This window comes from Pseudomonas sp. FIP_A4, assembly GCF_036701605.1.
GTDB lineage: Bacteria > Pseudomonadota > Gammaproteobacteria > Pseudomonadales > Pseudomonadaceae > Stutzerimonas > Stutzerimonas phenolilytica.
Genome location: NZ_JAYDXP010000116.1, coordinates 13,479 through 39,998 on the forward strand (window position 1 = coordinate 13,479; position 26,520 = coordinate 39,998).

23 protein-coding genes and 1 pseudogene are annotated in these 26,520 nt (G+C 66.0%); 10 read left to right on the forward strand and 14 right to left on the reverse strand.

The window, feature by feature from the left end; translation table 11 throughout:
- Nucleotides 1–17: 17 nt before the first annotated feature.
- Nucleotides 18–776, reverse strand: a complete 759-nt coding sequence (locus U8L64_RS03800; protein WP_333394155.1) for an SDR family oxidoreductase — start codon at nucleotides 774–776, stop codon at nucleotides 18–20.
- A 97-nt stretch (nucleotides 777–873) separates the two neighbouring features.
- Between U8L64_RS03800 and U8L64_RS03805 the strand changes: the two genes are divergently transcribed.
- The 5 genes from U8L64_RS03805 (at nucleotide 874) to U8L64_RS03825 (ending at nucleotide 4,813) form a co-directional block, all read left to right on the forward strand.
- Entirely contained in the window at nucleotides 874–1,581 is a 708-nt protein-coding gene (locus tag U8L64_RS03805; RefSeq protein WP_333394158.1) for a HugZ family pyridoxamine 5'-phosphate oxidase, read from the forward strand.
- Nucleotides 1,582–1,713: 132 nt separating this feature from the next.
- A complete protein-coding gene (locus U8L64_RS03810; RefSeq protein WP_043297515.1) occupies nucleotides 1,714–2,172 on the forward strand; it encodes an FxsA family protein in 459 nt (152 codons plus the stop codon).
- A 238-nt stretch (nucleotides 2,173–2,410) separates the two neighbouring features.
- Nucleotides 2,411–2,704: a co-chaperone GroES gene (locus U8L64_RS03815; protein ID WP_003294630.1), complete on the forward strand. Its 294-nt coding sequence runs from the start codon at nucleotides 2,411–2,413 to the stop codon at nucleotides 2,702–2,704.
- A gap of 47 nt (nucleotides 2,705–2,751) precedes the next feature.
- Nucleotides 2,752–4,392 (forward strand): chaperonin GroEL, encoded by a 1,641-nt coding sequence (groL, locus tag U8L64_RS03820; RefSeq protein WP_043297516.1) that lies wholly within the window; start codon nucleotides 2,752–2,754, stop codon nucleotides 4,390–4,392.
- A 187-nt stretch (nucleotides 4,393–4,579) separates the two neighbouring features.
- Nucleotides 4,580–4,813 (forward strand): hypothetical protein, encoded by a 234-nt coding sequence (locus U8L64_RS03825; RefSeq protein WP_003291381.1) that lies wholly within the window; start codon nucleotides 4,580–4,582, stop codon nucleotides 4,811–4,813.
- Between the two features lie 48 nt (nucleotides 4,814–4,861).
- On the opposite strand, the gene U8L64_RS03830 is transcribed toward U8L64_RS03825, so the two are convergent.
- From U8L64_RS03830 to U8L64_RS03850, 5 genes are all read right to left on the reverse strand, one after another.
- Entirely contained in the window at nucleotides 4,862–6,484 is a 1,623-nt protein-coding gene (locus U8L64_RS03830) for a methyl-accepting chemotaxis protein (protein WP_043297518.1), read from the reverse strand.
- Nucleotides 6,485–6,554: 70 nt separating this feature from the next.
- Nucleotides 6,555–7,649, reverse strand: coding sequence for a DUF1513 domain-containing protein (locus tag U8L64_RS03835; RefSeq protein ID WP_138300318.1), 1,095 nt, complete (start codon nucleotides 7,647–7,649; stop codon nucleotides 6,555–6,557).
- A gap of 1 nt (nucleotide 7,650) precedes the next feature.
- On the reverse strand, nucleotides 7,651–8,721 hold the full coding sequence (locus U8L64_RS03840; protein ID WP_156715220.1) for an imelysin family protein: 1,071 nt from the start codon (nucleotides 8,719–8,721) through the stop codon (nucleotides 7,651–7,653).
- 76 nt (nucleotides 8,722–8,797) lie between these two features.
- Entirely contained in the window at nucleotides 8,798–10,213 is a 1,416-nt protein-coding gene (locus U8L64_RS03845) for a di-heme oxidoreductase family protein (RefSeq protein WP_333394185.1), read from the reverse strand.
- Between the two features lie 156 nt (nucleotides 10,214–10,369).
- Complete coding sequence (locus U8L64_RS03850; RefSeq protein ID WP_138300315.1) at nucleotides 10,370–11,707, reverse strand: imelysin family protein; 1,338 nt, start codon at nucleotides 11,705–11,707, stop codon at nucleotides 10,370–10,372.
- A 194-nt stretch (nucleotides 11,708–11,901) separates the two neighbouring features.
- On the opposite strand from U8L64_RS03850, the gene U8L64_RS03855 reads away from it, so the two are divergent.
- Together U8L64_RS03855 and U8L64_RS03860 are read left to right on the forward strand one after the other, a co-directional pair.
- A complete protein-coding gene (locus U8L64_RS03855; protein ID WP_043297523.1) occupies nucleotides 11,902–12,474 on the forward strand; it encodes a LemA family protein in 573 nt (190 codons plus the stop codon).
- A 5-nt stretch (nucleotides 12,475–12,479) separates the two neighbouring features.
- Nucleotides 12,480–13,373, forward strand: a complete 894-nt coding sequence (locus U8L64_RS03860; protein ID WP_156715216.1) for a GIDE domain-containing protein — start codon at nucleotides 12,480–12,482, stop codon at nucleotides 13,371–13,373.
- Between the two features lie 11 nt (nucleotides 13,374–13,384).
- Here the strand turns inward: U8L64_RS03860 and U8L64_RS03865 are convergent, their stop codons facing one another.
- The 3 genes from U8L64_RS03865 to U8L64_RS03875 all read right to left on the reverse strand — a co-directional run bounded on the left by U8L64_RS03865 (nucleotide 13,385) and on the right by U8L64_RS03875 (nucleotide 17,267).
- Entirely contained in the window at nucleotides 13,385–15,442 is a 2,058-nt protein-coding gene (locus tag U8L64_RS03865) for a putative bifunctional diguanylate cyclase/phosphodiesterase (protein WP_234302719.1), read from the reverse strand.
- Between the two features lie 276 nt (nucleotides 15,443–15,718).
- Nucleotides 15,719–16,300, reverse strand: coding sequence for a superoxide dismutase (locus U8L64_RS03870; RefSeq protein WP_008567714.1), 582 nt, complete (start codon nucleotides 16,298–16,300; stop codon nucleotides 15,719–15,721).
- 355 nt (nucleotides 16,301–16,655) lie between these two features.
- A complete protein-coding gene (locus U8L64_RS03875) occupies nucleotides 16,656–17,267 on the reverse strand; it encodes a LysE/ArgO family amino acid transporter (protein WP_155550195.1) in 612 nt (203 codons plus the stop codon).
- A gap of 92 nt (nucleotides 17,268–17,359) precedes the next feature.
- Here U8L64_RS03875 and U8L64_RS03880 point away from each other — a divergent pair, with 92 nt between their 5' ends.
- Together U8L64_RS03880 and U8L64_RS03885 are read left to right on the forward strand one after the other, a co-directional pair.
- The gene (locus U8L64_RS03880; RefSeq protein ID WP_043297528.1) at nucleotides 17,360–18,250 is read left to right on the forward strand and encodes a LysR family transcriptional regulator ArgP; all 891 of its coding nucleotides are present in this window, start codon (nucleotides 17,360–17,362) and stop codon (nucleotides 18,248–18,250) included.
- A 454-nt stretch (nucleotides 18,251–18,704) separates the two neighbouring features.
- Complete coding sequence (locus tag U8L64_RS03885) at nucleotides 18,705–19,583, forward strand: ATPase (RefSeq protein ID WP_234302718.1); 879 nt, start codon at nucleotides 18,705–18,707, stop codon at nucleotides 19,581–19,583.
- Between the two features lie 39 nt (nucleotides 19,584–19,622).
- On the opposite strand, the gene U8L64_RS03890 is transcribed toward U8L64_RS03885, so the two are convergent.
- The gene (locus U8L64_RS03890; protein WP_333394196.1) at nucleotides 19,623–21,530 is read right to left on the reverse strand and encodes an autotransporter domain-containing protein; all 1,908 of its coding nucleotides are present in this window, start codon (nucleotides 21,528–21,530) and stop codon (nucleotides 19,623–19,625) included.
- A 304-nt stretch (nucleotides 21,531–21,834) separates the two neighbouring features.
- Here U8L64_RS03890 and U8L64_RS03895 point away from each other — a divergent pair, with 304 nt between their 5' ends.
- A complete protein-coding gene (locus U8L64_RS03895) occupies nucleotides 21,835–23,031 on the forward strand; it encodes a GGDEF domain-containing protein (RefSeq protein ID WP_156715210.1) in 1,197 nt (398 codons plus the stop codon).
- Here U8L64_RS03895 and pncB read toward each other — a convergent pair.
- The 4 genes and pseudogenes from pncB to hmpA form a co-directional block, all read right to left on the reverse strand.
- A complete protein-coding gene (pncB, locus tag U8L64_RS03900; RefSeq protein WP_333394200.1) occupies nucleotides 23,028–24,239 on the reverse strand; it encodes a nicotinate phosphoribosyltransferase in 1,212 nt (403 codons plus the stop codon). The genes U8L64_RS03895 and pncB overlap by 4 nt on opposite strands.
- A gap of 292 nt (nucleotides 24,240–24,531) precedes the next feature.
- Nucleotides 24,532–24,684, reverse strand: a pseudogene (locus tag U8L64_RS03905) (general stress protein); the annotation flags it as partial.
- 231 nt (nucleotides 24,685–24,915) lie between these two features.
- Nucleotides 24,916–25,149 (reverse strand): hypothetical protein, encoded by a 234-nt coding sequence (locus tag U8L64_RS03910; RefSeq protein WP_333394203.1) that lies wholly within the window; start codon nucleotides 25,147–25,149, stop codon nucleotides 24,916–24,918.
- Between the two features lie 56 nt (nucleotides 25,150–25,205).
- On the reverse strand, nucleotides 25,206–26,384 hold the full coding sequence (gene hmpA / locus U8L64_RS03915; protein WP_333394205.1) for an NO-inducible flavohemoprotein: 1,179 nt from the start codon (nucleotides 26,382–26,384) through the stop codon (nucleotides 25,206–25,208).
- Nucleotides 26,385–26,520: the final 136 nt, after the last annotated feature.

Consider the following 26,520-nt stretch of genomic DNA (forward strand, 5'->3'; position numbering starts at 1 on the left):
TATAGGCAGCGTCTGGCTCACAGGCGCAGGCCGCCATCCAGCTCGAGGATGCGCCCGGTGTAGTAGTCGTTCTCGAAGATATAAGCCACCGAATGGGCGATCTCGGCGGGCTTGCCCATGCGCCGGAGCGGAATGCCGGCGGTCATCTTCTCCAGCGCCTCGGGTTTCATGCTGGCGACCATCTCGGTCTCGATGAAGCCCGGTGCCACGCCGGCGACGCGGATGCCGTAGCGTGCCAGCTCCTTGGCCCACACCACAGTGGCCGAGGCCACGCCGGCCTTGGCCGCGGAGTAGTTGGTCTGGCCCATGTTGCCGGCACGGGAAATCGAGGAGATGTTGACGATCGCGCCCTGGCTCTGCAGCTCGACCATCTTCGCCGCGACTTCGCGGGTGCAGAGGAACACGCCGGTCAGGTTGACGTCGATCACCACCTGCCACTGCGCCAGGCTCATCTTGCTGATCTCGCCGTCCTTGACCTTGAGCAGCAGGCCATCGCGCAGGATGCCGGCGTTGTTCACCAGCCCGTGCAGGCCACCGAAGTCCGTGGCCACCTGAGTGACCATCTCGCTCACTTGCGCCTCGTCGGCGACGTTGCACAGGTAGGCGCGGGCATCGCCACCGGCGGCCTTGCAGGCGGCTACTGCTTCGGCCAGACGTTCCGGGTTGAGATCCACCAGCGCCAGACGCGCGCCCTTGCCGGCCAGATGCTCGGCCATCGCCCGGCCTAGACCCTGGCCGCCGCCGGTAATGATGATGACCTTGTCTTGTAGCTGCATGCCCATATCCTTCTTGTTGTCTCGCTGCGAAAACCCCGCTCGCGGGGGAAACCGTTATGCTGAACGCCCTGTCGAACCCGCCCTGTGAGGAGCCCCTGTGAGCGCTGAAGCCACCAAGCATGCCCGACAACTCCTGCTCAAGGAATATCGCGGTGTGCTCTCCACCCACTCCCAGGCCATGCCAGGTTTCCCGTTCGGCTCGGTGGTGCCGTACTGCCTGGACGCCGAAGGCTGGCCGCTGATCCTGATCAGCCGGATCGCCCAGCACACGCGCAATCTCAAGGCCGATGGGCGCTGCTCGCTGCTGATCGGCGAGCGTGCCGCCGCCGATGTGCAGGCCGCCGGTCGTCTCACGCTGCTGGCCGAAGCGCGTCAGTTGAGCGAGGCGGCGGATATCGAGGCGGCCGCGCAGCGCTATTACCGCTATTTCCCCGAGTCGCGCGATTACCATCGGGTGCACGATTTCGATTTCTGGCGCTTGGAACCGGTGCGTTGGCGTTACATCGGCGGTTTCGGCGCGATCCATTGGTTGGACCGCGTGGCGCTGGCCAATCCCTTTGCCGCCGGCGATGGCGCGGCGGAGCGGGGCATGGTCGAGCACATGAACGACGACCATGCGCCGGCCATCGCGCGCTACGTTGCCCAGGCCGGCTTGCCTGGCGCCGAGCCGGCGCAAATGGCCGGGATCGACAGCGAGGGCTTCCACCTGCGTATCGGTCAGGCGCTGCACTGGCTGCCCTTCGCCGAACCCTGCGAAACACCGCTGGCGGTGCGTCAGGCACTGGTGGCGATGGCGCGTGGCTGAGCGGATTCAGCTTCGCGTCAGGCAGGTTTTCGCATAATCCGCTTACAGACTGCGTTGCGTGCGGGTTGAATTCGACCCGCGGCGTCGTCATCTACAGGTGACTGGAAGCCTATCTTCCGCCAAGGATCATCGATGCGAATCTTCTTTCTGCTGTTCCTGTTGTTTCCGCTGGCCGAGTTGTATGTGCTGATCAAGGTCGGCAGCTCCATCGGCGCGCTGGCAACCATCCTGCTGCTGGTACTCAGCGGCATCGCCGGCGTTCTGTTGATGCGCCTGGCCGGCTTCGCCACTGCCTGGCGCGCGCGTGAGCGGCTGGCGCGCGGCGAGCTGCCCGAGCGCGAGATGCTGCAAGGGCTGATGCTGGCGCTGGGCGGCGGCCTGCTGTTCCTGCCGGGGTTTATCAGTGACGTGCTGGCGCTGATCGTGCTGTTTCCGCCGAGCCGCAATTTCCTCTTCCGTCTGGTCAACCGGCGAATCGAGGAGCAGGTGCGCCGCCAGCGTGCCTTTGCCGACGACCTGCAGGCGCGTTCCGGTCCGCAACGGCCGAACGTCATCGAAGGCGAATGGGAGCGCCGCGATCGAGATCAGTGAGTGTTACCCCGGCATGTCATTCGACATGCCGGTTCTGTTTTCCAGCCACGAAAATTTCATCCGCGCCCCTTGAAATGCTCTTGAACGCCCGCATGTAGCGGACACCGCAAGGTCGCTGTCGTGTTCGACAGTCCGTCTTCTGCGGCTCGCGTAGCGGGCCGCAACCGGCACCGCCGGATTCGTCAACCCGCCGATCACCTGGATCGGCATGGAACAACTCAGTTAGGAGAGATCGACAATGAAGCTTCGTCCTCTGCATGACCGCGTCGTGATTCGTCGCAGCGAAGAAGAAACCAAGACCGCAGGCGGCATCGTCCTGCCGGGCTCCGCTGCCGAAAAGCCGAACCGTGGCGAAGTCGTCGCTGTAGGCACTGGTCGCGTTCTGGACAACGGCGAAGTCCGCGCCCTGGCCGTGAAGGTCGGTGACAAGGTGGTGTTCGGCCCGTACTCCGGCAGCAACACCGTCAAGGTCGACGGCGAAGATCTGCTGGTGATGAGCGAGAACGAAATCCTCGCCGTCGTCGAAGCCTGATCACCGCGAATCTCCATCGATAATTCAAGAATTGAGGATCAATCAACATGGCTGCTAAAGAAGTCAAATTCGGCGATTCCGCACGCAAGAAGATGCTGGTCGGCGTGAACGTTCTGGCGGACGCCGTCAAGGCGACCCTCGGCCCGAAAGGCCGTAACGTCGTGCTGGAAAAGAGCTTCGGTGCTCCGACCATCACCAAGGACGGCGTTTCCGTCGCCAAGGAAATCGAGCTGAAGGACCGCTTCGAGAACATGGGCGCCCAGCTGGTCAAGGACGTTGCGTCCAAGGCCAACGACGAGGCCGGTGACGGCACCACCACCGCTACCGTTCTGGCCCAGGCCATCGTCAACGAAGGCCTGAAGGCCGTTGCCGCTGGCATGAACCCGATGGACCTGAAGCGCGGCATCGACAAGGCCACCATCGCCATCGTCGCCGAGCTGAAGAACCTGGCCAAGCCGTGCACCGACTCCAAGGCGATCGCCCAGGTCGGCACCATCTCTGCCAACTCCGACTCCTCCATCGGTGACATCATTGCCGAAGCCATGGAGCGCGTAGGCAAGGAAGGCGTGATCACCGTCGAGGAAGGTTCGGGTCTGGAGAACGAGCTGTCCGTCGTCGAAGGCATGCAGTTCGACCGCGGCTACCTGTCGCCGTACTTCATCAACAAGCCGGACACCATGGTCGCCGAGCTGGACAGCCCGCTGCTGCTGCTGGTCGACAAGAAGATCAGCAACATCCGCGAACTGCTGCCGGTGCTGGAAGCCGTTGCCAAGTCCGGTCGTCCGCTGCTGATCGTTGCCGAAGACGTCGAAGGCGAAGCCCTGGCTACCCTGGTGGTCAACAACATGCGCGGCATCGTCAAGGTCGCTGCGGTCAAGGCTCCGGGCTTCGGCGATCGCCGCAAGGCCATGCTGCAGGACATCGCCATCCTGACCGGCGGTACCGTGATTTCCGAAGAAGTCGGCCTGTCGCTGGAAACCGCTACCCTGGAGCACCTGGGTAACGCCAAGCGCGTCGTGCTGAACAAGGAAAACACCACCATCATCGACGGCGCTGGCGCCCAGGCGGATATCGAAGCCCGCGTTGCGCAGATCCGCAAGCAGGTCGAAGACACCACTTCCGACTACGACAAGGAGAAGCTGCAAGAGCGTCTGGCCAAGCTGGCCGGCGGTGTTGCCGTGATCAAGGTCGGTGCGGGCACCGAAGTCGAGATGAAAGAGAAGAAGGCCCGCGTCGAAGACGCCCTGCACGCCACCCGTGCAGCCGTCGAAGAAGGCGTGGTACCTGGCGGCGGTGTCGCGCTGGTTCGCGCTCTGCAGGCCATCTCCGAGCTCAAGGGCGACAACGAAGACCAGAACGTCGGTATCGCGCTGCTGCGTCGCGCCGTCGAAGCTCCGCTGCGTCAGATCGTTGCCAACGCCGGTGGCGAGCCGAGCGTGGTGGTCGACAAGGTCAAGCAGGGTTCGGGCAACTACGGCTTCAACGCCGCGTCCGACACCTACGGCGACATGATCGAGATGGGTATCCTCGACCCGGCCAAGGTGACCCGTTCCGCGCTGCAGGCTGCTGCCTCCATCGGCGGCCTGATGGTCACCACCGAGGCGATGGTTGCCGAGATCGTGGAAGACAAGCCGGCCCCGGCCATGCCGGACATGGGCGGCATGGGTGGCATGGGCGGCATGATGTAAGCCGACCGGCCCCTTAAGCTGTAAAAGAACCCCGCCTCGCGCGGGGTTTTTTATTGCTCGGAACTGTCCCCCCAGCGAAGACGCATGCCGTTGCGCGGCGGCTTCGCGACCGTCTGTCGCAAAGCGCGATGGCCGACCACGGCTGTACTACGGTCAGTAGACTTCCTTCAGATCAAGGGCTTGCGCGATGAAGCTGGAAATTGCTCGAGGAGTGTTCCTCGCCAGCGCGCTGACCGTCGCCTCGTTGTGCGGCGCGGCCTGGAGCGAACCAACGGCGAACGTGATACGCAGCAGCGAAAGCCGCGACTTCTGCCCGTTGCCGGCGGCGGCAGCCCGGGCGCAGCAGCTGGCGTTGCAGCCGGATGGCGACCTGCTGCTGTTGCTCTACGGACTCTCGCAGAGCCTGGGCGGGCGCGGCTGAGCGCCACGCCTGAACGGCGCCACGGCGGCGCCGTAGACTGGCTTGCAGTCAGCCGGCCAGGCGGCGGGTGACGTCGCTCAGCTGCAGCGAGAGGTTGTGCAGGTTCTGGCTGGCTGCCTGGGTGCGCTCGACGTGCTGCTGATTGGTGGTGGCGATCGAGGTGATCTCGGTGAGGTTGCGGGAAATGTCCTCGGCCACCGCAGTCTGCTCTTCGGCCGCCGTGGCGATCTGGCGATTCATGTCGCGGATGGCTTCGACCGCCTCGGTGATGTTCTGCAGCATCCGTCCGGCTTCGGTGACCTGCTCCACGCCCTGTTCGCTGCGCTGCTGGCCGCTTTCGATGGCGCGTACCGCGTTGAGCGCGCCGGTCTGGACCGAGTCGATGATCTGGTGGATCTCGGCCGTCGATTCGGCGGTGCGCTGCGCCAGCGTGCGAACCTCGTCGGCGACCACGGCGAAGCCGCGTCCCGCCTCACCCGCACGGGCGGCTTCGATCGCCGCGTTGAGCGCCAGCAAGTTGGTCTGCTCGGCGATGCCGCGAATCACGTCCAGCACCTTGCCGATGCGCTCGCTGTCGCCTTCCAGGCGGCGGACCACTTCGGCGGTGCTGGTGATCTCGCTGCGAATGGCGGTGATGCTGTGGATCGTCGACTGCATGACCGCTTCGCCCTGCTGGGCGGCGTGATCGGCGGCATCGGCGGCATGCGCCGCATCGCCGGCGTGGCGGGCGACTTCCTGGGCGGTGGCGGACATCTCGTGCATTGCGGTGGCGACCTGATCGGTACGCGAGAACTGCTCGCCCGCGCCCTGTGCCATCAGCGTGGAGATCGTGTTCAGCTCGCCGCTGGCGCTATCCAGATTGGCGGCGCTCTGCTGCAGATCGTTGAAGGTCTCGGCGAGGAAGTCGCGCAGCGTGTTGGCGGCTACCGCCAGACGGCCGAGTTCGTCGGCACGCGAGGCGTCCACGCGATTGGCGAACTGGCCCTGGCTGAGGCGAGCGATGTGTTCGATCAGCGAGCGGGTGGGCTCGATGATGTTGCGATTGACCAGCCACAGGCTGAGCAGCGCCACCAGCACGCTGGCGAGCAGCATCACCAGCACGCCGGTGAGCGCGGCGGAGCCGGCGCTCTCGCGGATTTCAGCGGATTGCCGGGCGGCGGTCTGGCGCAACTGGCTGACCAGTTCGCTCATCTGTGCACTGGCGGCGCGGTCGATACCGGCCACCGCGGCGTCGCCCGCGGCCGGGTCGGCACCGGCGGCGATGAAGGCGTCAAAGCCCTTGCGATAAGCCTCGCCGAGCAGACGGTGCTCGTTCTGCAGGCGCGCGATCTGGCCCGATAGCGACGAACTCTGCGCGCTCGCACGCTGCAGCTGAGCGAGCAGCTCCTGCACCTTGCGTTCCTGCGCCTGGAACTGCGCCCAGTACTTGTCGCGCTGCTCGGGGTTCTTGCCGCGCAGCAGGACGTTCTTCCATTCCTGCACCTGAATCTTGAATTCCAGGTTCGCCTCGTCCACCAGCTGCGACTCGCTCAGCGGTCCATCGAGCAGATCGCCGAAATGCTCGACGTGGTGGGACAGCTGCTGAATGCAGAGCAGGGCGATCACCAGCAGCAACAGCAGGCTGCCGCCGATCAGGGCGAGAATTTGCGCGCGCAACGATTTCTTGAGCATGGAAAGGGGCGTCTCGGTGGAGGGAAAAACGAGCGCCCCTTATATCGGCTGCATGCCTTGAAACTTGAGCTCAGATCGCCCGCAAATGATTGTCCCAGAGCCCTGCGGGCAGTTGCAGCGGTTCGCTGCGGATGCGCTCGCCGCGGCAATCGAGCAGCCGGCAGCGACTCTGGCCGGAACTGACGACGAAGCCCCGCTCGACCGCTGCGATCCCGGCGCAGTCGGCCAGGGCGATCTCTTCGCGCAGCTGCGCGCTGTCCAGATCCCAGACGAACACCTTGTTGCCGCGCGGGGCGGTTACCGCCAGCAGGCGCAGCTCGTCGTGAATCGCCAGGCTCGCGGTGTACTGGTTCATGCTTTGGCGCTGCGCCTCGCCCAGCGGGAAGTGCTGGAACGGCTGGCCCGGCCGCTTGATCGCCAGCAGCGGCACACGGTCTTGCGGGTCGCCTTCATACTGCTGGCCGGAAACGATGGTGCCGTCGGTCGCGACGGCGAGGTGGCGCACGCTGTTCATCTGCTCGGGCAACTGCTCCTTGCTGATCAGCGTGCCATCGCGCCGCAGCAGCACCAGGCTTGGCTGCATGGCATTGAGGTTCATCTTCTCGCGACTGTCGGCTTCGGTGCGGATGCCGCCGTTGGCGATCACCAGGGTTTCGCCGTCCGGCATCCATAGCAGCTGGTGCGGGCCGATGCCGTGGGTCGAATGTTCGCCAACCCGCTGCAGGCGCTGCTGATCGACGCGATAGATGCCGAGCACGCCGCGCCCCGGATCGCGGGTGTCGTTCTCGGTGGTGTAGAACCATTCGCCGCTGGCGTGGAATACGCCGTGGCCATAGAAGTGGCGCTCCGGCGGCGAGACCAGCACCTGCAGCAGCCGGCCGTCGCGACTGTCGAGCAGGTAGCTCTCGCGGCTCGGCCGGCGGCCGACGAACACCACCAGTGGCAGGTGCGGATGCGCGTAGACGTCATGGCAGCGTTCGGCGACCGGCGTGGCGAAGACGCGGGTGCCGTCGAGGCGATAGCCGACCGCATAGTGCCGGCCATCGGCATCATCGCGCGCGGAGTAGAGGAGCGGGCCGTCGCCATGCCGGGCGATGGCCCAACCGCCGAGCGCGCCGGCGGCGAGCAGGGCGCTGCCGAGGCCGATGAAGGTGCGGCGCTGCATGTCAGTCTCCGTCGTGGGCGTTGAAACCGATCTGAATGCCCAGCGCGCGGGCCAGTTCGCTCTGGTGCAGGCGGTGCAGCTGATCGAGCTGCTGGTAGAGCGCGTTCAGCCGCTCACGCCCCGCGCTGTCGGCGAGCAGGGCGGAGAACGGCTGATCGAGGGCGGTCAGTTGCCGGTTCAGCTCGGCGTAGCCCTGGTCGATGCGCTGCGCCAGCCCGACGTGCTCGTCGCCGAGCAGCGAACGCAGGCCGTCCGCCTTGGCTCCGCTCCACAGCCGCTCGGCGCTGGCGACCGTGGCGGCGAAGCTGGCCAGCGTCGCGCCGCTGCGCCAGGCCTCGGCCTGATAGGGCTGTGGCTGGCCCTTGGTCTGCCGACCGAGCGGCGCACCGAGCTTCTTCTTCAGCCCGTCGAGACCGTTGATCTGGGCGCGCAGCAGCTCGGCGATGGCCTCACGCGATTCGGCATAGCGCTCGCTGGGAAATGCTTTGAGCTGCGCGGCCATGCCGTCCTCGTCCTGCCATTGTTGCAGCACGTCGGTGGAGAGTTGCTGCTGATGCGCGCCGATGGCGGTCAGCAGCGGGCAGTAGCGGGACTTGCCGGCGGCGTCGAGGACGATGCCGGTGTCGAACAACAGGTATTCATAGGCGCTGAGCCCCTGCACCACTACGCTGGCATTCTCCAGATCGGCCTGGGTGAGTTGCGGCTTGCTGTCGAGCAACGCGCCGACCTGCCGGGCTACGAGGTTCTTCTTGTCCGGCCAGAACTGTACCTGCCAGGCGCGGTTGCCTTCGGCCAGCGGCCCGATCATCAAAGGCTGCAGGCCGGCCCAGCTGCGTTGAGCCTCGATGAAGGCGGCGCGCGCCTCGTCCAGCGTCTGTTCGCCGGCGCAGAACGCCGTTGCGCTGGCCGCCAGGCGACGGTCGCTCTCCGCCCACTGGGTATAGGCCGGCAGCAGCACGTTGTCGGTCAGTGCCTGACTGGCTGCGCCGAAGGGTTCGGCTGGCGCGCAGGCGCCGAGCAGCAGGACGGTGAACAGGGCGGCGGTCGTGCGCAGGGTGCGATGGGAGTTCATGGCGTCCTCGTAGGCAATCGGTTGCGGCTTCGGCGAGCCAGGTATGCGGGGCGCGAAGGCATGCCGGGTCGCGTGGTCAGAGTGATTCGAGAAAGCGCAGCAGCGCGGCGCGTTCCCCGCTATCGAAGGTCAGCACCGTCTGGCGTGCCGCCTCGGCTTCGCCGCCATGCCAGAGCACGGCTTCGAGCAGTGTGCGGGCGCGACCATCGTGCAGCAGACGCGTCACGCCGCCGACGGTGGCGGTCAGGCCGATGCCCCACAGCGGCGGGGTGCGCCATTCGCGGCCGCTGGCCTCGAACTCGGGGCGATGGTCGGCCAGGCCGTCGCCCATGTCGTGCAGCAGCAGGTCGCTGTAGGGGCGGATCAGCTGATTGGCCAGCTCCGGCTCGGCGGCATCGGCGCCGGTGGTGAACTGCGGGGTGTGGCATTTCTGGCAGCCGGCACGGTGGAACAGGGTCTTGCCGGCCAGCACCTCGGGGTCGTCGACATCGCGGCGCGCCGGCACGCCGAGGTTGCGCGTGTAGAACAGCACCTGGGCGAGGATCGGGTCGCTCACTTCCGGCTCGCCGCCATGCGGCAGGGCGCGGCATTCGCGCTGCTGCTCGGTGCAGCTGCTGCCACTGAACAAGCGGCTGGTCAGGCCCATGTCGTTGAAGAAGGCGTCGGCGTTCTGCTGGTTGAGGTTCGGCTGGCCGGCCTTCCAGCCGAAACGGCCGATCACGGTCTGCCGGCTGACTTGGTCGAAGACGCGGTTGGCGCGCCCGGAGATGCCATCGCCATCGCGGTCCTCCGGGTCGGCGTTGGCCAGCAGCGCATCCTGGGGGATCGCCTCGAGCAGGCCGAGGCCGATCATCGGCGGCGCGATCCGTACGGAAAACTGCGTTTGCGGATGCAGCGCGCCGTAACCCAGTTCGCTCAGGCGCAGTTCGGGCTTGCGCAGCTCCACCTCCTCGCCGTCGGCGAAGCGTACGCGCTGGGTGCGGTAATTCAGGCGCACCCGGCCTTCCGGCGCCACGCCGGGGATAGCCATGTCTTGCAGCTGGCCGCCGTAGACCGGCTCGGGGGCGATGCCGCGCTCGCGCAACACCTGCGCATGCTCGGCGCCGGCCGGAATCGACAGGCGGACCAGCAGCGATACCGCGTTGTCGCTGTCGCTTTCCGGCGGGTGGCCGCGGCCGTCCTTGACGTGGCAGTTCTGGCAGGCGTTGGTGTTGAACAGCGGGCCGAGGCCGTCGCGCGCAGTGGTCGAGGCGGGCGCGATGACCCAGGGGTTACGGAAGAAGCTGTTGCCGACGCTGAAGTCCAGCCGACGCAGCGGCGACAGGTTCGCCGAAGGCTGGGAGAAGGCGTTCTGGTCGAATTTCATTACGGTCGCATTGCCAGCCGACAGCGCTTCGCCGGGCTCGGCATGCTCGAAGCGTGGCGCTTCGTCGCAGCCAGGCAGACCAAGCATCAGCAGTGCGAGGGCGGAAATACGAAGCGAGAGGTGCATCAGGCTACCGGAGTACAGAAAAAAAGCGGGGCGCCAGCTTACCAGTCCGGCAGCCTTCGAATAAGAGGTATTTTCATTTGGGTGGACGGCGATTGCGGAATGGGCGCCGAGGTGGGAGCGCGGACACGGCTTGATGCCGTGCCCGCGTTACGCCGATCAGAACTGGTGGTCGGCGGTATCCGGGTTGAGATCGCTGATCCCCAGCGTGGCGGCAGCCTGCTCGATGGCGGCGGTCTGCTTGACCAGGGCGGCGATGGCCGCGCGAACTTTCTCCTGGCCGGCGCTGTTGTCCGCGGCGATCAGCTGGTCGAAGGCCTCGCCGTCCGCGGCACTCTGCACCAGCACTTGCAGCTTGGCTTCGGTGGTTTCCAGGTCGGTCTTCAAGGTGCTGTCGACTTGCGGGTCGACCGCCTGCACCAGCGAAGCCAGGCTCGCGCCGCTGAGGGTGCTGCCATCCACGCGCTGGTACTCGCCCAGGTAGATGTTGCGGATGCCCTTGGCGTTGTAGAAGTGCGAGTTGTGGGTGTTGTCGCTGAAGCAGTCGTGCTCGTCTTCGGTGGAGTTGGCCTCCAGCGCCACCTTCATGCGCTCGCCGGCCAGCTCGCCGAGCGAGAGGCTGCCCATGCCGAACAGCATCTTGCGTACGCCGTTCTGGGCGGGCTCGGCTTCGAGGGACGCGCGGTAGTTGTCGGCGACGCCGGCCTGCCACTGCCCGACCATCTCGGCCAGATCGCTGACCAGCAGATCGGTGACGGCCTTCAGGTAGGTGCGGCGGCGGTCGCAGTTGCCGCCAGTGCAGCCGTCGCCAGCGATGAAGTCACTGGCCGGGCGCTGCCCGGCGCCGGGGTTGCTACCGTTGAGGTCCTGGCCCCAGAGCAGGAATTCGATGGCATGGTAGCCGGTGGCGACGTTGGCTTCGGAACCGGCCAATTCGTTCAGGCTGGCCAGTTTCTCACCGGTGATTTCGCTGACGTCGAGCTTGTCTTCGCCGACCTGCACTTCGCGGTTGGCGATGATGTTGGCGGTCGCGCCGGGGTTGCCGAGGGCGTGCTGATAATCGCCCTTCACGTAGTCGATCAAGCCTTCGTCCAGCGGCCAGGCGTTGAGCTGGCCTTCCCAGTCGTCGACCACGCTGTTGCCGAAGCGGAACACTTCGGTCTGCATGTAGGGTACGCGCGCCGCCAGCCAGGCTTCCTTGGCTGCCTGCAGCGTCGCGTCGCTGGGGTTGGCGAGCAGCGCGTCGACGGCCTGCTGCAGTTTGACGCCGGTGGCATGGGCGTCGCTGAACACCGCCAGGGCGAGGTCGGCGTAGTGGCTGACCACCGCTTTGGCAGCCTGTTCGTCCAGTTTCGGGGCGCTCGCGGCGGGCTGGGCCTGGCTGGTGGCCGGCGCAGTGGCGGCCTGCTCGGCGGTTTTCTGGTCCTCGCCGCAGCCGGCAAGAGAGACGGCAACGGCCAGCAAGGTCGCGGTGGCCCAGGTGGGGGTGCGTAGCATGAGCGGGTTCCTTTTTGCGTTCGAACGATGATCGATCCGGCTGGCGACGCCTGCACCGCCGTGACGGCCTTTAATAATGCGAAAGATTTGCATTTTGTGCAAAGGCAATGCGTGCGCCGCCTCTCTCTTCGCAATGGCGCTGGTCGCTAGAATGCTGGCACTTTTGAATCGCCGGACCTTCATGGAGAAACCTGATGAACCTGACGCTCGTGGTTGTGGCGGTGCTGACGTTCCTCGTCGTCGCCTATGCGGTGATCCTCTACAACGGCCTGGTGCGCCTCAAGCACGGGGTCGGCAAGGCTTGGGCGAACATCGACGTGCTGCTGCGCCAGCGCCACGAGGAGTTGCCCAAGCTGGTTGAAGCCTGCAAGCAGTACATGCAGCACGAGCGCAGCACGCTCGAGCGGGTGATCCGTGCACGTGGCGCGGTAGCCGACGCTCGCGCGCAGGGCGATATCGCCGCGCTTGGCGCGGCGGAAACAGGGCTGCGCGCCGGTCTCGGTCAGCTGTTCGCGCTCGCCGAGAACTATCCGCAGCTCAAGGCCGATGAGAGCTTTCGTCACCTGCAGCAGCGGATCAGCGGGCTGGAAAGCGGTATCGCCGATCGGCGCGAGCTGTACAACGAGGCCGTCAATCTGAACAACGTGCGCATCGAGCAGTTTCCCGATGTGCTGCTCGCGCGTGCCTTCGCCTTTGGCCCGGCGGCGCTGCTGCAGTTCGATGAGGCGCAGAAGGCCGATGTCGATCTGCGTGCCCTGTTCGGCTGATCCGCATGGACTTCGCTGCGTTGCTCGCCTTCGTCGCGGCCGCTGGGTTGTGCGTGGCGGGCGGCTGGGTATGGGTGAGCCGCTGGTCGCGGATTCGCCATCTGCAGGACACGCCGACCTCGCGCATTCGCTCGGCCGCGCAGGGGTATGTGGAACTGGTCGGCGTCCTGCGCGAGAGCGGCGCGGCCCCCCTGACGGCACCGTTGAGCGGTCAGCCGTGCCTGTGGTGGCGCTACCGCATCGAGGAACACGGCGGGACCGGTGAGCGCCGCAGCTGGCGGGTGATTGAGCGCGGCACCAGTGAGGCCTGGCTGCGCCTGGCGGACGCCAGCGGCGAGTGCCTGATCGATCCGCGCGGCGCTGAAGTACTGCCAGCATGGCGCCGCGTCTGGACCGGCGATCAGCGTCATCCGCGCGGGCTGCCGACCCACGGCTGGCTGGATTGGCTGAACGGCGGTCGGCAGTACCGCTACGTCGAGGAACGCTTGCACGCAGGCGAGCCGCTGTATGCCATCGGCGAGTTTCGTACCTTCGGGGGCGGTCGTCAGGGGCTTGATCAGCAGCGGGCGCAGGCGGAGGTGATCCGCCAGTGGAAAGGCGATTTTGCCGGCCTGTTGCGGCGTTTCGACCGCGACGGCGATGGCCGGCTCGACGAGCAGGAGTGGCATCGCGTCAGGCTGGCGGCCGGGCTGGAGGCGCAAGACCGCCACCGCACGGCGAGCAGTGCGCCGGCGATCGCGCACCTGACGCGCCCGCAGCAGGCGCAACCGTTCGTGCTCTCCAGCCACGGCGAGGAGGTGCTCGCCCGGCGCTTCTACTGGCAGGCCGCGGCCGCCGCGCTGGCCTGCCTCGGCGGTGCGCTGTGGCTGGCCCTGCAGTTGGGCGTGAGTAGCTGGTAGCGACTGCAGCGCTACGGCTGGATCGAACTGAGCGTACGGGTGAAGTGGCGGGACTGCTGCAGGAGCGCGGTCATTTCCCGTGCCGGCAGCGGCTTGCTGTAGTAATAACCCTGGCCTTCCTGGCAGCCCTCGGCGATCAGGTAGGCTTCCTGCTCGGGCGTCTCCACGCCTTCGGCGATGACCGTCATGCCCAGGCTGCGGCCCAGCTGGATGACTGCGCGAACGATGGTGGCGCCTTCGTCCTGGCCGATGTCCTGGACGAAACTCTTGTCGATCTTGATCTTGTCCAGCGGCAGGCTCTTGAGGTAGCTGAGCGAGGAATAGCCGGTGCCGAAGTCGTCGATGGCGATCAGCGCACCGGATCGCCGCAGGCTCAGCAGGTTGTGCCGGGCCGCCTGGATATCTTCCATCAGCCCGGTTTCGGTGACTTCCAGCTCCAGGGTTTCGGCCGGTAGCTGATGCCTCTGCAGCAGGTCGCTGATCATCTGCGGCAGACCGCTGTGGTGCAGCTGGACGGTCGACAGGTTGACGGCCATGCGCAAGCCGGTGAAGCCGAGCCCGCGCCATTCCTGCAGCTGGCGGCAGGCCTGGTCGAGTACCCAGGCGCCGATCGGAATGATGCTGCCGTTCTGCTCGGCCACCGGAATGAACAGGTCGGGCGGCACCAGCTTGCCCTGGTGCTTCCAGCGCAGCAGCGCTTCGACACCGGTGATGCAGTTCTGCTGGTAATCCACCTGCGGCTGGTAGACGAGGAAGAACTCGCCATGCGCCAGCGCCTCGCCGAGGTCCTTCTCCAGCTCGCGACGCGCGCGCATTTCGCTGTCGATGCTGGCGACGTAGAACTGGTAGCGATTGCGCGAGCGGTTCTTGGCCAGCGTCATGGTTTGCTCGGCCTTCTGCAGCAGCTTCTCGGTATCGCCGCCGTCTTCCGGGTACAGCGTGACGCCGATGGTGCCGTGCAGACGGATACGCTGGCCATCCACTTCCAGCGGCGTTTCCAGGTCATCCAGCAGGGTTTGCGCCAGCTCGGCGGCCTCGTAGGGCTGCTCGATCCCCGAGAGGACCAGGACGAATTGATCGCCTCCCAAGCGTGCCAGGGCGTCCAGCCGTCCGCCCAGCGAGCGCAGGCGGTCGGCCAGCGCCAGTAGCAGGCGGTCACCGGTGCGATAGCTGAACTGCTCGTTGATGCCCTTGAAATCGTCCAGCCCGAGGCAGAGCACCGCGACGCGTCGTTGCAGGCGACGCGCTTCCTCGAGGATGTGATCGAGCTGGCGCTGCAGCTGCTGGCGGTTGGGCAGGCCGGTCAGGGGGTCGTACTGAGTCATATGCTGCAGGCTGTTCTCGGCCTGCTGACGCAGCTGCATGTTGTGTTCGATGGCGGCGAGCAGACCGTTGGCGGTCTCGACCCAGAGGCCCAGTTCGTTGCGTTCGTGGCCCTTGATCAGCGGCAGCTTGTGCGCGCCGGGACGGTCGGGATTGATGCGCGCCAAGTGCTCGATCAGCTTGGTCAGCGGGCGCGTCAGCAGCCATTCGTAGATGAGGAACAATACGAGGCCGAGGGTCAGTGCGCGCAGGACGCCGATGACGGCGATCACCACCGAGTCGCGGATGAACTCCTGGCCATAGCGGGCGGTGTCGAGGGTGATGCGCAGGTCGCCATAGTGTTCGTTGTAGGGCTCGCGGCCGATCAGCGGAATGGAGAACTGCTGGTCGCGGCCGAGGATCGGATCGGTCAGCCAGCGTGAAGGCAGCGTCAGCAGGGGGCGCGACTTGTGCGCCAGCAATTCCTCGCCGGCATGACCGATCGAGGCTTCGCGGATGGACTCGTGCTGGAACAGGCCTTCCATCACCTGGCTGCCCATTTCTCGGTCGAGGCTGTAGATCGCCTGCGTCGAGGGATCGCGGGTCATGCGCAGGATGCGTTGCGCATCGTCTGCGATGAGATGACGGGCCTTGTAGGCTCCGAAGATGATCTGCGCACAGCTGAGAACCAGCCCCACGGCCAGTGCGGACAGCAGAACCACTCGCAGGAGTCTTCGTGACAGGCTGTTGCGCAATTCCAGCTTCAAGAGAAGATCCCTTTTCCGTGCCGGTGCTTGGTTGCGCAAGTATTGATAGTCATGGCGGTGTCGTCAAAAAACCTTGTGATCGAACTATGACGCTAAGGTCGGGCATGCCTCGCCGCGTGCACGACACGCCCGGGCGATGCTTGCGCTACCCGTCACATCGGCCGGGTTCTGCCGGGCTTGAACGAAAAATGCCCGCAACTGACGAAGCGGGCATTTTCGGGGGACTGGCCTGGCTGTCCGGCATGCAGGTGCGCACGGACAGCCGGAACGGCTGGATCAGCCGGCGAAGTTTTTCGCGACGAAATCCCAGTTGACCAGGTTCCAGAACGCTTCGACGAACTTCGGACGAGCGTTGCGGTAGTCGATGTAGTAGGCGTGCTCCCACACGTCGCAGGTCAGCAGCGGCTTGTCCCCGGCGGTCATGGGGTTGCCGGCGCCGATGGTGCTGGCCAGGCCCAGGCTGCCGTCGGATTTCTTCACCAGCCAGGCCCAGCCGGAGCCGAAGGTGCCGATGGCGGTCTTGGTGAATTCTTCCTTGAACTTGTCGAAGGAGCCGAAGGAGGCATTGATGGCGTCAGCCAGCGCGCCGCTCGGCTGGCCGCCGGCGTTGGGCGCCAGGCAGTTCCAGAAGAAGGTGTGGTTCCAGACCTGAGCGGCGTTGTTGAAGATACCGCCCGAGGAGGACTTGATGATGCTTTCCAGGTCCTTGCCTTCGAACTCGGTGCCCGGGACCAGGTTGTTCAGGTTGGTCACGTAGGCAGCGTGGTGCTTGTCGTGGTGGTAGTCCAGGGTTTCGGCGGACATGTGCGGCTCGAGAGCATTCTTAGCGTACGGCAGCGGCGGCAATTCGAAAGCCATGATGTATCTCCTACTCAGGTGTCGAGGACATGATGCGGCGGGCGGGGGCAGCTGCGATGGGGACAGAGGCGAATGCTGCACGCACCCTGCTCGTCTCGGCTGTTTTCCCTTCGCTCACCACGATCTTTGCGCGAACTCTGGCCGTTCACGGTCGGCCGGACAGGCGGGCTGAAGCTCAACCCGCGAACGCCGGATCATAGCACCCACCCTGCGGCAAAACCACGCGGCAACTGTGTGGGCAAACCTGCTCCGGGCGCTTGCGGCGCAGCTTTACGATGCGCGCCCGCGCGGAAGTCGCCATGCGTGGACCCCGCTGCGACGGTGTCGTTCCTTGCCGTCGACCGCGACGAGCCGCTCAGTCGGGTACGGCCAGCTGCAGCGCGACGGCGAACATCATCGCAGCGACGCCGACATCGATCAGTCGCCAGGTCAGCGGGCGTGCCAGCCAGGGCGCGAGCCAGGCGCCGCCCAGCGCAAGGGCGAGGAACCACAGCATCGACGCGCTCGCCGCGCCCAGCGTGTAGGCGCCGGGCGCCGGCTGCTGCGCACCGAGCGAGCCGATCAGCAACACCGTGTCGAGATAGACATGCGGATTGAGCAGGGTCACCGCCAGCGCGGCGAGCAGTACCGCGCGCCGCGAGCGGCGTTCGCCGTTGCCCTGTTGCTGCAGTGCCTGCGGCCGCACGGCACGGCGCAGCGCCGCGACGCCGTACCACAGCAGGAAGGCCACGCCGCCCCAGCGGGTGATCGCCAGCAACGTTGGGTTCTGCGCCAGGATCGCCGCCAGGCCGAACACACCGAGGCTGATCAGGATCGCATCGCAGAGCACGCAGAGCGCGGCGACCGGCAGGTGATGCTCACGGCGCAGGCTCTGTGCGAGAACGAAGGCGTTCTGCGCGCCGATGGCGACGATCAGCCCGGCGGTGACCGCCAGCCCGTTCAGGTAACTGCTCCAGAGGGTTCCCATGTTCGCCGCCTTGTCGAAGTCCAGGCTGGCAGTCTGGGGCGGGGAGGAATATAAGAGAAACGAATCTTCGTTAACCCTCATTAGGAAAACAGATGTTCGATTACAAGCTGCTGGCCGCGCTGGCCGCGGTGGTCGAGCAGGCCGGCTTCGAGCGCGCTGCCGCAGTGCTCGGCCTCTCGCAATCGGCGGTGTCGCAGCGCATCAAGCTGCTCGAAGCGCGGGTCGGCCAGCCGGTACTGCTGCGCGGCGTGCCGCCACGGCCGACCGAGCTGGGCCAGCGGCTGCTCAACCATGTGCAGCAGGTGCGCCTGCTGGAGCGTGACCTGCAGGGCCAGGTGCCGACGCTGGACGAGAATCGTCTGCCCGAGCGACTGCGTATCGCGCTGAATGCCGACAGTCTGGCGACCTGGTGGGCCGAGGCCGTCGCGCCGTTTTGCACCGAGCATGCGGTGCTGCTCGATCATGTCGTGGAGGACCAGGCGGTCGGCCTCAAGCGCATGCGCGCCGGCGAGGTGGCTGGCTGTGTCTGCGCGGCCGAGCGCCCGCTGGCCGGTGCGCGCAGCCAGTATCTGGGCGCGATGCGTTACCGCGCGCTGGCCAGCCCGGCATTCCAGCGGCGCTACCTCGGCAGCCAGCCGAGCGCCGAGACGCTGGCGCGCGCGCCGGCCATCGTGTTCGGCCCCGATGATCGCCTGCAGCATCGCTACATGGCTTCCATCGGCGGTTCGGACGGCTTCATCCACCATCTGTGTCCGTCGTCCGAAGGCTTCGTGCGGATGCTGCAGAGCGGGCTTGGCTGGGGGCTGGTGCCGCAGTTGCAGGTGCGCGGCGAACTTGCGCGCGGCGAGCTGGTCGATGTGCTGTCCGGCCCGCCCATCGATGTGCCGTTGTACTGGCATCACTGGCGCAACGGCGGCGCGCTGTTGGATGAACTGACCCGTCACCTGTTGCGTTGTGCCGGACGCTGGCTGGTGACCGAGTGAGATTGCGCGCGCCCGGCAGGCTGTCGCAGAACCACCGCAACCATCGGCTGGTTCATGCCGTTTGCATCCGGGCGGTAGCGCGGCCGGCAGGCGAATGAAACGAGCGGGACTCGCCTAAGGCGTTTGCCTGACCGGAGTTGTGGGTCCGACATCCGTGTCGGCAGGCGTCGATCCGCTGGCAGGAAGGTATGAGCAAGCGGCGTACCAGCTTGCCGTTTCATCCTCATTTTTCCGCGCGACCGCACCGGCAGGCGCGATCCGTGCGGGTCGGGCTGTTGGCGAGCGCCACGCTTGGCGCGTCCGTCGGGGCTGGCCCGTGCAGCCGTGCGCAGCGCCGGTGCGCGCTGCCTCGTGACGGTGCAGTGCCACCGCGCCGCCGTGCCTGCTGTGGCATGGCCGAATCGTTATACTGCGCGCTGTTTTTTTTGCTTCGCGCCATCCTGAAAGGTATCCCATGCGCAACGATGCTCACGACGAACTGGACCATATCCCCAGCCTCTCTGCGGCCCGGGATCGCGAAGAGCCTTATCCGGCGCCGGATCTGGAGCCGCTCCACAAGCCTGCCGTCGAGCGTGGCGAAACCGGGCGCGCGCGGCAGAAGCGTCGCGCGGGCAGTACCGCGCCGCTGTGGGTGCTGGTGGTGGTGCTCGCGGTTTGCCTCGGCGCGTTCGTCTGGTGGAGCTTCCAGCGCATGGCGGCGCTGGAGATGCAGCTGGTGGCCACCCAGGACAGCTTCGCGCGGATCAGCGAAGACGCCGCGGGCCGCCTGCGCGACATTTCCGGCAAGGTCGTGGCGACCGAATCCAACGTCACCACTGAAAGCGAGGCAGTGAAGCTGCGCATCAAGCAGCTCGAACAACAGGTGATCGAGCTGACCCGCAAGCAGCAGGCATTCGCCACCGAGCAGCAGAGCCTGGCCGGCAAGCAGGGCAATCAGGATCAGCGCCTGCAGGAGCAGGGCAAGCGCCTCGACGGGCTCGATGGCGAGCTGCGCGCCCAGCAACAGACGGGCGCGACGCTGGTCGCGGATCTCAAGACCCTGGGCAGCGAACAGGCCTCGCTGAAAACGGCGCTGGGTGCGCAGGACCAGCTGCGTAGTCGCGTCGATGCGCTGGGCAAGGACGTTGCCGCTCTGCAGCAACGCGGCAATCCGAGTCAGGCGATCAGCCGCCTCGAACAGGACCTGCTGGTGTTGCGCAGCGAACTGGAGAACCGTCCGGCGGCGAGTTCCAACACGGCTGAATTCGACGCCTTCCGGGCCCAGGTCACGCGCAACATCACCACATTGCAGAGCCAGATCGCCAACCTGCAGGGCCAGCTCGACGCGCGCTGACGTCAAGCAGGGGCAACCGCACGGGTTGCCCCGAACGGCTTACAGATCCCAGCTGATCGACAGATTCAGGCCATGATCGCGGTTGTCGTTGCCGCGATAGTGGTAGTTGGCCCGCAGCGCCAGATCAGCGGCCAACTGATGCGCCAAGCCGACACTGAAGCGCGTTTGATCGCCCGTCGGCACCGCGCCGGGTAGCTCGAAGCTGTTACCGGGCACGCTGTTGAGCGACATGCGCAGGTCTTCCGGGTCATCGTCTTCACGCTCCACTTCACGAGCCACTTCGCCGTACAGGCGGGTGCGTTCGCTCAGGGCCAGGTCGCCGAACAGGCCCAGCGACAAGCGCAGCGAGTCGCGCTCCTGATCGGCAAAGGTCATCGCGGTGGAGCGCTCGCCGCGCTCGCTATAGCCATCCACTTCCACGCGCTGGTAGTTCGCCCCGATGAAGGGGCCGAATTGCATCGCATCCTGTGGCTGCATCAGGTTGAAGCCGACTTTGCTGCCGATCGCCCAGAGCTGTCCGTCGGTGGAGCCCTTCTCGACGCGCTCGCTGATGCCCAGCGCGAAGCGCCGTTCCAGGTCGTGGTAGTCCAGGTGACCGCCGCTGAGGGTGAAATCGGCGAACAGGCGATCCTGCTCGTAACGGGCAAAGACGGTCGCCAGGTAGCTGCGCATGTCGTAGTCAGATTCGCCAGCGCCGAGGCTGACATCGTTCTCTCCGACCGCCAGGCTGAGGCCGGCCAGCCATTGCTCGCTCAGTCGGCGGGACAGGCTCAGCGACAGCGACTGGCTGTCGCCGTCGCCACTGCCGTAGCCGTCGAAATCCGGGCTGCGATAGCCGCCGCCGGCCTGGATGCGCCATTCGCCGACGGGCTGCCAGCGGCCACGCTGGGCCATCAGCTCCTGATCGAGCTGTTGCAGCTGCGCGCGCAGTGCCGCCTGACCTATCTCCGGCAGGCGCGAGATCTCCCAGGGCGCCGCGACGATCGAATACAGGTAGTCGGCGCTGATGCGATGCAGCGCGGTGGTCGGGTGCACGGCATCGTTGAACAGCAGGCGGTCCGGGTCGGGGGCGCTGCCGCTGCGACCATAGATCGGGTCGGCCAGGCAGCTGTCGCCGGAGAAGCACACGGCGTTCTGGTTGACGTCGGCGGCAAAGCCGAATTGCGCCAGGTCCGCGCGTACCTCTTCAAGCAACAGACGGCTGTTGAGCAGCACGTAGTTGGCACCGGAGCCGCGTAGCTGTGCCTCGAGCTCGGCGTTGTACTGGTCGCTGAGGGCATTGAGCTGGGCGCTGTTGCCGGTCAGGGTGCCGAGCGGGGTGCTGCCGACGTCGGGCAGGTCGGAGACGATGATGTAACGCGCACCGGCTTCGGCCAGCGCACTGACGCCGGCCACCAGATCGCCCGCCGCGGCGGCCATGGTGATCGGCCGGCTGGAGAGCTGGAAGATGTCGTTGGCGCCGCCGTTGAGGTAGTACAGCGCGTCCGGGTCGGCCTGCGGGTTATCAGCCAGATAGCCGGGGCGCGAGCGGCTCAGGCTGCCGGTAGCTACCGTCGAGGTGCCGGTGATGGAATCGAGAATCTGGTCGGTACGGTAGCCGCCGACGGCGTAGTTGGTGCCGTCCGGGTTGCCGGTCAGCAGTTGCGGCAGCAGCGGCGTGGAGGGCAGCGAAGTCAGCCCCAGGCGCTCGGCCAGCAGCTGGGTGGCGACTTGGCCGCCGTACTCGACGTTGTTGTCGCCATAGGTCGGACCGGTGCGGTTGGTGAAGCGCAAGCCGCCGGTCGGATTGACGCCCAGCAGCGGGCTGCCGACGTCGGGGAAGTTGCCGGCATCGCTGAGCGAGTCGCCGAAGTTGATGAACTGGCTGAACGGGCCGTCGGCGGCTGCCGCGCTGCCGGCAAGGATGGCCAGCAGCAGGGCGGCCAGCGGTCTTGTCGTCGGATGCATCGGGTGTCTCCCTTCTTGTTGTTGTTCTGCTGCGCGCTCGGGCGCCCGTTCAAGCTAGCCAGGGCGGACCGGCGGCGACAGCGCACCAAAGGGCGATTCGTCGGGACCGGCTGTCGCCCGAAAGACGGACGGCGCGACAGGTGCAAGAAACCCCGCGGGTTCTTGCCCTGGCTCAATGAATCGATTTCCCGCTCCGCTAGGATCGCGCTGCTGGCCGGAAGCCATCATGCGCAACCCAGGGATTTCACAGGGTGCGGCAATGGCCGGGGCTGAACGCGTGTTCCCTGCCGTGGATAGAACAACAATGACTGCACTGATCGATTTGCTTCGCTCACGCCTGACCACGCTGCTGCCCAGCGAGCTGAAAAGCAGTGAGCTGCGCCATCTGTTGACGCCGGTCGGTCATCCCATGCTGCTCTGCCAGCGCCGCGCGATGATGATCGTCGACCGCGTGCGGCTGTTCGCCTTTCTCTTCGCCGTGCTCACGCCGTTGTGGAGCATCATCGATCTGCTGGTCTTCGACACGCCGCTGTGGGCGCGGTTGGCAGGTTTTCGCCTGCTGGCCTGTCTGGCATTCACCTGGCTGCTGCTGTTCTACCGGCCGAGCGGCAACCTGTTCGACGCCTACCGGGCCATCGCGATCCTCTTCGCCATCCCGACGGTGTTCTACATCGCCTCGCATACGCTGCTGGGCTCCTACCAGCTGGCGCAGTTCTCGGCGGTGGTCGGTGCCGGTTACGCATTCCTGCCGTTCGTGCTGATGGCGGGGCTGACGATCTTCCCGTTGACCCTGGTGGAAAGCCTGGTGCTCGGCATGCTGTTGCTGATGGCGCAGGCGTTGGCCGGCTATCTCAGCTGGGCCACGCTGAACTGGCCGTCCTTCGCCGGTGCGTTCTGGCTGCTGATCCTGATCGCCGGTGTTGCCAGCCTGGCCGGCATGAGCCAGCTGGCCTTCATGATCGCGCTGGTGCGCCAGGCCATCCGTGATCCGCTGACCGGCATCTTCTCGCGCGGCAGCGGCGAGGAAATCCTGCGCCTGCAGTGGGACTCGGCGCAGCGCGCCGGCAGCCCGCTGGCGCTGGCCTTCATCGATCTGGATCACTTCAAGGCGATCAACGACAACTACGGCCACGAGGCCGGCGATGCCGTCCTGCGCGATGCGGCGCGCAGCCTGGTGGCGACCCTGCGTGGCTCCGACAGCCTGGTGCGCTGGGGCGGCGAGGAGTTCCTGCTGATCATGCCGGACACCGATCTGCAGCAGGCGCACCGGGCGCTCGCCCGGCTGGCCGGTAACGGTCTGGGCGTGCGCCCGGATGGCCAGCCATTGACCGCCAGCATCGGTCTTTCCGAGCGCCTGGCGGATGTCGCCGAGGACTACCGCCAGCTGCTGGAGCTTGCCGACCAGCGCATGTACCAGGCCAAGTCCTCCGGCCGCAACCGCCTGCACGGCCACGCTGAATACACGATGGTCCAGCCCGTGACGGCGGTGCTGGAGCGCTAGTCCGCGGTTTTGGCGACCGGGCTGTCGGCTACCGCGAAGACATGTCGCAGGTAGCTGACGAACGCCGGGTCGCGGCACAGGGTCTTGCCGGGCGAGTCGGAAATCTTCGCCACCGGTTGGCCGTTGCACGCCGTCATCTTGATCACCATGTTGGTCGGCTCCACGCCGGCGATGTCGCAGGTCAGCCCGGTGCCGATGCCGAAGCTCGGCCGGCAGCGCCCGGCCAGCGCCCGCAGGATCGTCAGCGCGCGGGGAAAGTCCAGACCGTCGGAAAACACCAACTGGCGGCTGCGCGGGTCGATGCCCAGGCGGTGGTAATGGGCGATGGCTTTCTCCGCCCAGATCAGCGGGTCGCCCGAGTCATGGCGCAGGCCGTCGAACAGCTTGGCGAAGTACAGATCGAAGTCGCGTAGGAAGGCATCCATGGTGATGCAGTCGGTCAGCGCGATCCCCAGCGCGCCACGGTATTCCCGAACCCAGCAGTCCAGCGCGGCGCGCTGGCTGTCGATCAGCCGCGGGCCGAGCTGCTGGTGCGCCATGATCCACTCGTGCGCCATCGTGCCCATCGGGCGCAGATCGAGCGTGCGCGCCAGGTGCACGTTGCTGGTGCCGACGAAGTCGCCGGGGAACGACTGCGCGAGGCGCTCGACCACCGCGGCCTGCACTGCATAGGAAAAGCGCCGACGGGTGCCAAAATCCGCCAGCTTGAAAGCGGCCAGTTCCTCGAGCGTGGCTTGCTCGCGCAGCCAGGCGCACTTGGCGTCCAGCCGCTCGAGCGCCTGCTCCGGCCCCACGTGCGGGTAGCGGGCCCGATTGCGCACCTCGCTGATGATCGCCAGCAGCGGCACCTCGAAGAGGATGACGTGCAGCCACGGGCCGCGCAGGTGGATCACCAGTTCGCCCGCTTCGACTTCCAGGCGCACGTAACGCAGGTCGAAGCGAAACAGGCCGAGAAAGCGGATGAAGTCTGGCTGCATGTAGGGGATGCGTTCGAGGAAGGCCAGTTCTTCGGCGTTCATTGCTAGCTCGGCAAGCGCCTCGATCTGCTCGCGTACCGCGCTCAGGTAGGGGCTGAGGTCTTCTTCCGAGCGGCAGCGGAATGCCCACTCCACCTCGGCGTTGGGGTAGTGATGCAGCACGGCCTGCATCATCGTCAGTTTGTAGAAGTCGGTGTCCAGCAGACTCTGGATGATGGCGGGGTTGTTCACGGTGGCGTTCCTGGCTGCGGTGCCATGCACCTTGCCGCTCCGAACAGCATCTGGCAAGAACGCTGCCGGCGGGGAAAACAAAAGCGCTAATTAATGGACCGATATACGGTAAATCTGGCTGTCGGGTTTTTGTCCTGTCGGAAAGTTGTGAATTCAATGAGTAGAGCTGTTGGCGGAATAATATTCGAGTGCCATCAATAAAATACTGAAAGTTCGCAGTGGTTAATTGCGGCTAATAAAAAAGGCAAGAGCCGAAGCTCTTGCCTTTTTACTACAGGTGTCGGCCGCTTTGTCAGCTGCTGCGGCCACCGCCGTGGCTGTTCTGGCCACCCTTGCGGCCTGCCTCGGAGGCCTTCTCGCGGTCGTTGGCGAAGTTGCCGCCGCTGTTGTGGCCGCCTTTGCGGCCGGCTTCGGATGCTTTCTCTCGATCGTTGGCGAAGTTGCCCGGGTTGTTATTTGCCATGTCTTTTTCTCCTCAGTTGGATAGAGACTTTGGAAACGGCCAATGAGAGAGATTCATCAGCCTTCATGGTTTCAGAGGACCGGGCTGCGATGGAAGTTTCATTGTTTCAGCGACGGCGGACGAATGGTTTTCCCTATATCGCTCGTGCGTATGGCGCCGTGCAATTACAGCGAAACGGTAGTTGCACTTAAAGGTTCTCTGAAACTTGCCGCGTCAGGCCGCCAGGGCGAGTTGGCGCTGGGCCAGCAGGCGTATGACGTAGCCGATCTTCAGTGCAATGGGGCCGAGGATCACCAGCGCGTGGCAGGCGACCACCAGCGGCAGGCGCAACCACTGATCGAACAGATAGGCGCCGCTGACGCCCAGCAGCAGGAGCAATACGCCGCCGAGCATCAGCGCGCTGGCCAGATGGAGCAGGTGTTGCGGGTCCCAGTTGCGTTGAAACATGGTTCACCTCCGTCAAGGCAGGAGAGGGAGCCCGCGCGGGCGCGGGCTCGGTGGGTTCATTCGAGGGCGCTGGCCGGGCCGAAGAACTCGTAGCGGGTCTGCCGCTCCGGTACGCCGAGCGACTTCAGCTGGCGCTTGACCGCCGCCATGAAGGGCTTGGGGCCGAGGAAGTAGGCGTCCACGTCGCGATCCTCCGGCAGCCACGCGGCCAGCCGGTCCTCGGTGAGCAGGCCGACGGCGTCGGGCGCGGCGGCTTCGCCTTCGTGTTCGTCGTAGCAGTAGAAGCGCCGCAGTTGCGCATGGCGCTCGGCCAGGGTGTCCACCGTGCGCCGGAACGCATGCACGCCGGCGTTGCGCGCGCAGTGGATGAAGTGCACCGGGCGCGCGGTGGCCAGTGCCTGTTCGAGCATGGCCAGCGTCGGGGTGATGCCGACGCCACCGCTGATCAGTACCAACGGCTTGTCGCCGGGTTGCAGGGTGAAGTCGCCAGCCGGGGCGAACAGCTCCACCACCGCGCCTTCGTCCAGCGCATGCAGGGCGTAGGAGACGACGCCGCCGGGCTCGCGCTTGACGCTGATGCGGTACTCGCGGCCGTTGCTGGCCGCCGACAGCGAGTAGTTGCGGCGCACTTCCTCGCCCTCGATCTGCAGGCGCAGGCCGATGTACTGGCCGGGCAGGAAGTCCAGCAGCGGTCCGCCGTCCTCGGGCTGCAGGTGGAACGAGCTGATTTCTTCGCTCTCGGCGACCTTGCGGGCGATGCGAAAGCGCCGCGCGCCACGCCAGCCGCCGGGTGCCTCGGCCTTGGCCTGGTAGAGCTGTTCCTCGTTGCCGATGAGGATGTCGGCCAGCTGCTGATAGGCGGCGGCCCAGGCGTCGATCACCGCATCGGTGGCGATCTCCTCGCCGAGGACCTCGCGGATGGCGCGCAGCAGGCAGCCACCGACGATCGGGTAATGCTCGGGCTGCACCTGCAGCGCCACATGTTTGTTGATGATCTGGCCGACCAGCGGGCCGAGCGCGTCGAGCCGGTCGATGTGGCGGGCATACATCAGCACGCCGTTGGCCAGTGCGCGCGGCTGATCGCCGCTGGCCTGGTGGGCCTGGTTGAACAGCGGGCGCACCTCTGGGTGCTCGCTCAGCATCAGGTTGTAGAAATGCGTGGTCAGCGCCTCACCGCCGCTTTCCAGTAGCGGCACGGTGGCTTTGATCAGGGCAATTTGTTCAGCGCAAAGCATCGAATACTCCTCTGGTGGGAAAGTCGCCGCGTCCGTTGCCCAGGCAAAGGCGCGACGTTCTACCGAGGGTCTTTCAACAATCGTTCCAGCTCTGGAATTGACTGAAATCAAGGTCCGCAATGCCTGAGAGGTACAA

Excerpts from the sequence above, each read along its gene's own strand:
- U8L64_RS03800 (WP_333394155.1), bottom strand. The coding sequence starts at position 776 with ATGCAGCTACAAGACAAGGTCATCATCATTACCGGCGGCGGCCAGGGT.
- U8L64_RS03810 (WP_043297515.1), top strand. The coding sequence starts at position 1,714 with ATGCGAATCTTCTTTCTGCTGTTCCTGTTGTTTCCGCTGGCCGAGTTG.
- U8L64_RS03815 (WP_003294630.1), top strand. The coding sequence starts at position 2,411 with ATGAAGCTTCGTCCTCTGCATGACCGCGTCGTGATTCGTCGCAGCGAA.
- groL (WP_043297516.1), top strand. The coding sequence starts at position 2,752 with ATGGCTGCTAAAGAAGTCAAATTCGGCGATTCCGCACGCAAGAAGATG.
- U8L64_RS03825 (WP_003291381.1), top strand. The coding sequence starts at position 4,580 with ATGAAGCTGGAAATTGCTCGAGGAGTGTTCCTCGCCAGCGCGCTGACC.
- U8L64_RS03830 (WP_043297518.1), bottom strand. The coding sequence starts at position 6,484 with ATGCTCAAGAAATCGTTGCGCGCGCAAATTCTCGCCCTGATCGGCGGC.
- U8L64_RS03835 (WP_138300318.1), bottom strand. The coding sequence starts at position 7,649 with ATGCAGCGCCGCACCTTCATCGGCCTCGGCAGCGCCCTGCTCGCCGCC.
- U8L64_RS03840 (WP_156715220.1), bottom strand. The coding sequence starts at position 8,721 with ATGAACTCCCATCGCACCCTGCGCACGACCGCCGCCCTGTTCACCGTC.
- U8L64_RS03845 (WP_333394185.1), bottom strand. The coding sequence starts at position 10,213 with ATGCACCTCTCGCTTCGTATTTCCGCCCTCGCACTGCTGATGCTTGGT.
- U8L64_RS03850 (WP_138300315.1), bottom strand. The coding sequence starts at position 11,707 with ATGCTACGCACCCCCACCTGGGCCACCGCGACCTTGCTGGCCGTTGCC.
- U8L64_RS03855 (WP_043297523.1), top strand. The coding sequence starts at position 11,902 with ATGAACCTGACGCTCGTGGTTGTGGCGGTGCTGACGTTCCTCGTCGTC.
- U8L64_RS03860 (WP_156715216.1), top strand. The coding sequence starts at position 12,480 with ATGGACTTCGCTGCGTTGCTCGCCTTCGTCGCGGCCGCTGGGTTGTGC.
- U8L64_RS03870 (WP_008567714.1), bottom strand. The coding sequence starts at position 16,300 with ATGGCTTTCGAATTGCCGCCGCTGCCGTACGCTAAGAATGCTCTCGAG.
- U8L64_RS03875 (WP_155550195.1), bottom strand. The coding sequence starts at position 17,267 with ATGGGAACCCTCTGGAGCAGTTACCTGAACGGGCTGGCGGTCACCGCC.
- U8L64_RS03880 (WP_043297528.1), top strand. The coding sequence starts at position 17,360 with ATGTTCGATTACAAGCTGCTGGCCGCGCTGGCCGCGGTGGTCGAGCAG.
- U8L64_RS03885 (WP_234302718.1), top strand. The coding sequence starts at position 18,705 with ATGCGCAACGATGCTCACGACGAACTGGACCATATCCCCAGCCTCTCT.
- U8L64_RS03890 (WP_333394196.1), bottom strand. The coding sequence starts at position 21,530 with ATGCATCCGACGACAAGACCGCTGGCCGCCCTGCTGCTGGCCATCCTT.
- U8L64_RS03895 (WP_156715210.1), top strand. The coding sequence starts at position 21,835 with ATGACTGCACTGATCGATTTGCTTCGCTCACGCCTGACCACGCTGCTG.
- U8L64_RS03910 (WP_333394203.1), bottom strand. The coding sequence starts at position 25,149 with ATGTTTCAACGCAACTGGGACCCGCAACACCTGCTCCATCTGGCCAGC.
- hmpA (WP_333394205.1), bottom strand. The coding sequence starts at position 26,384 with ATGCTTTGCGCTGAACAAATTGCCCTGATCAAAGCCACCGTGCCGCTA.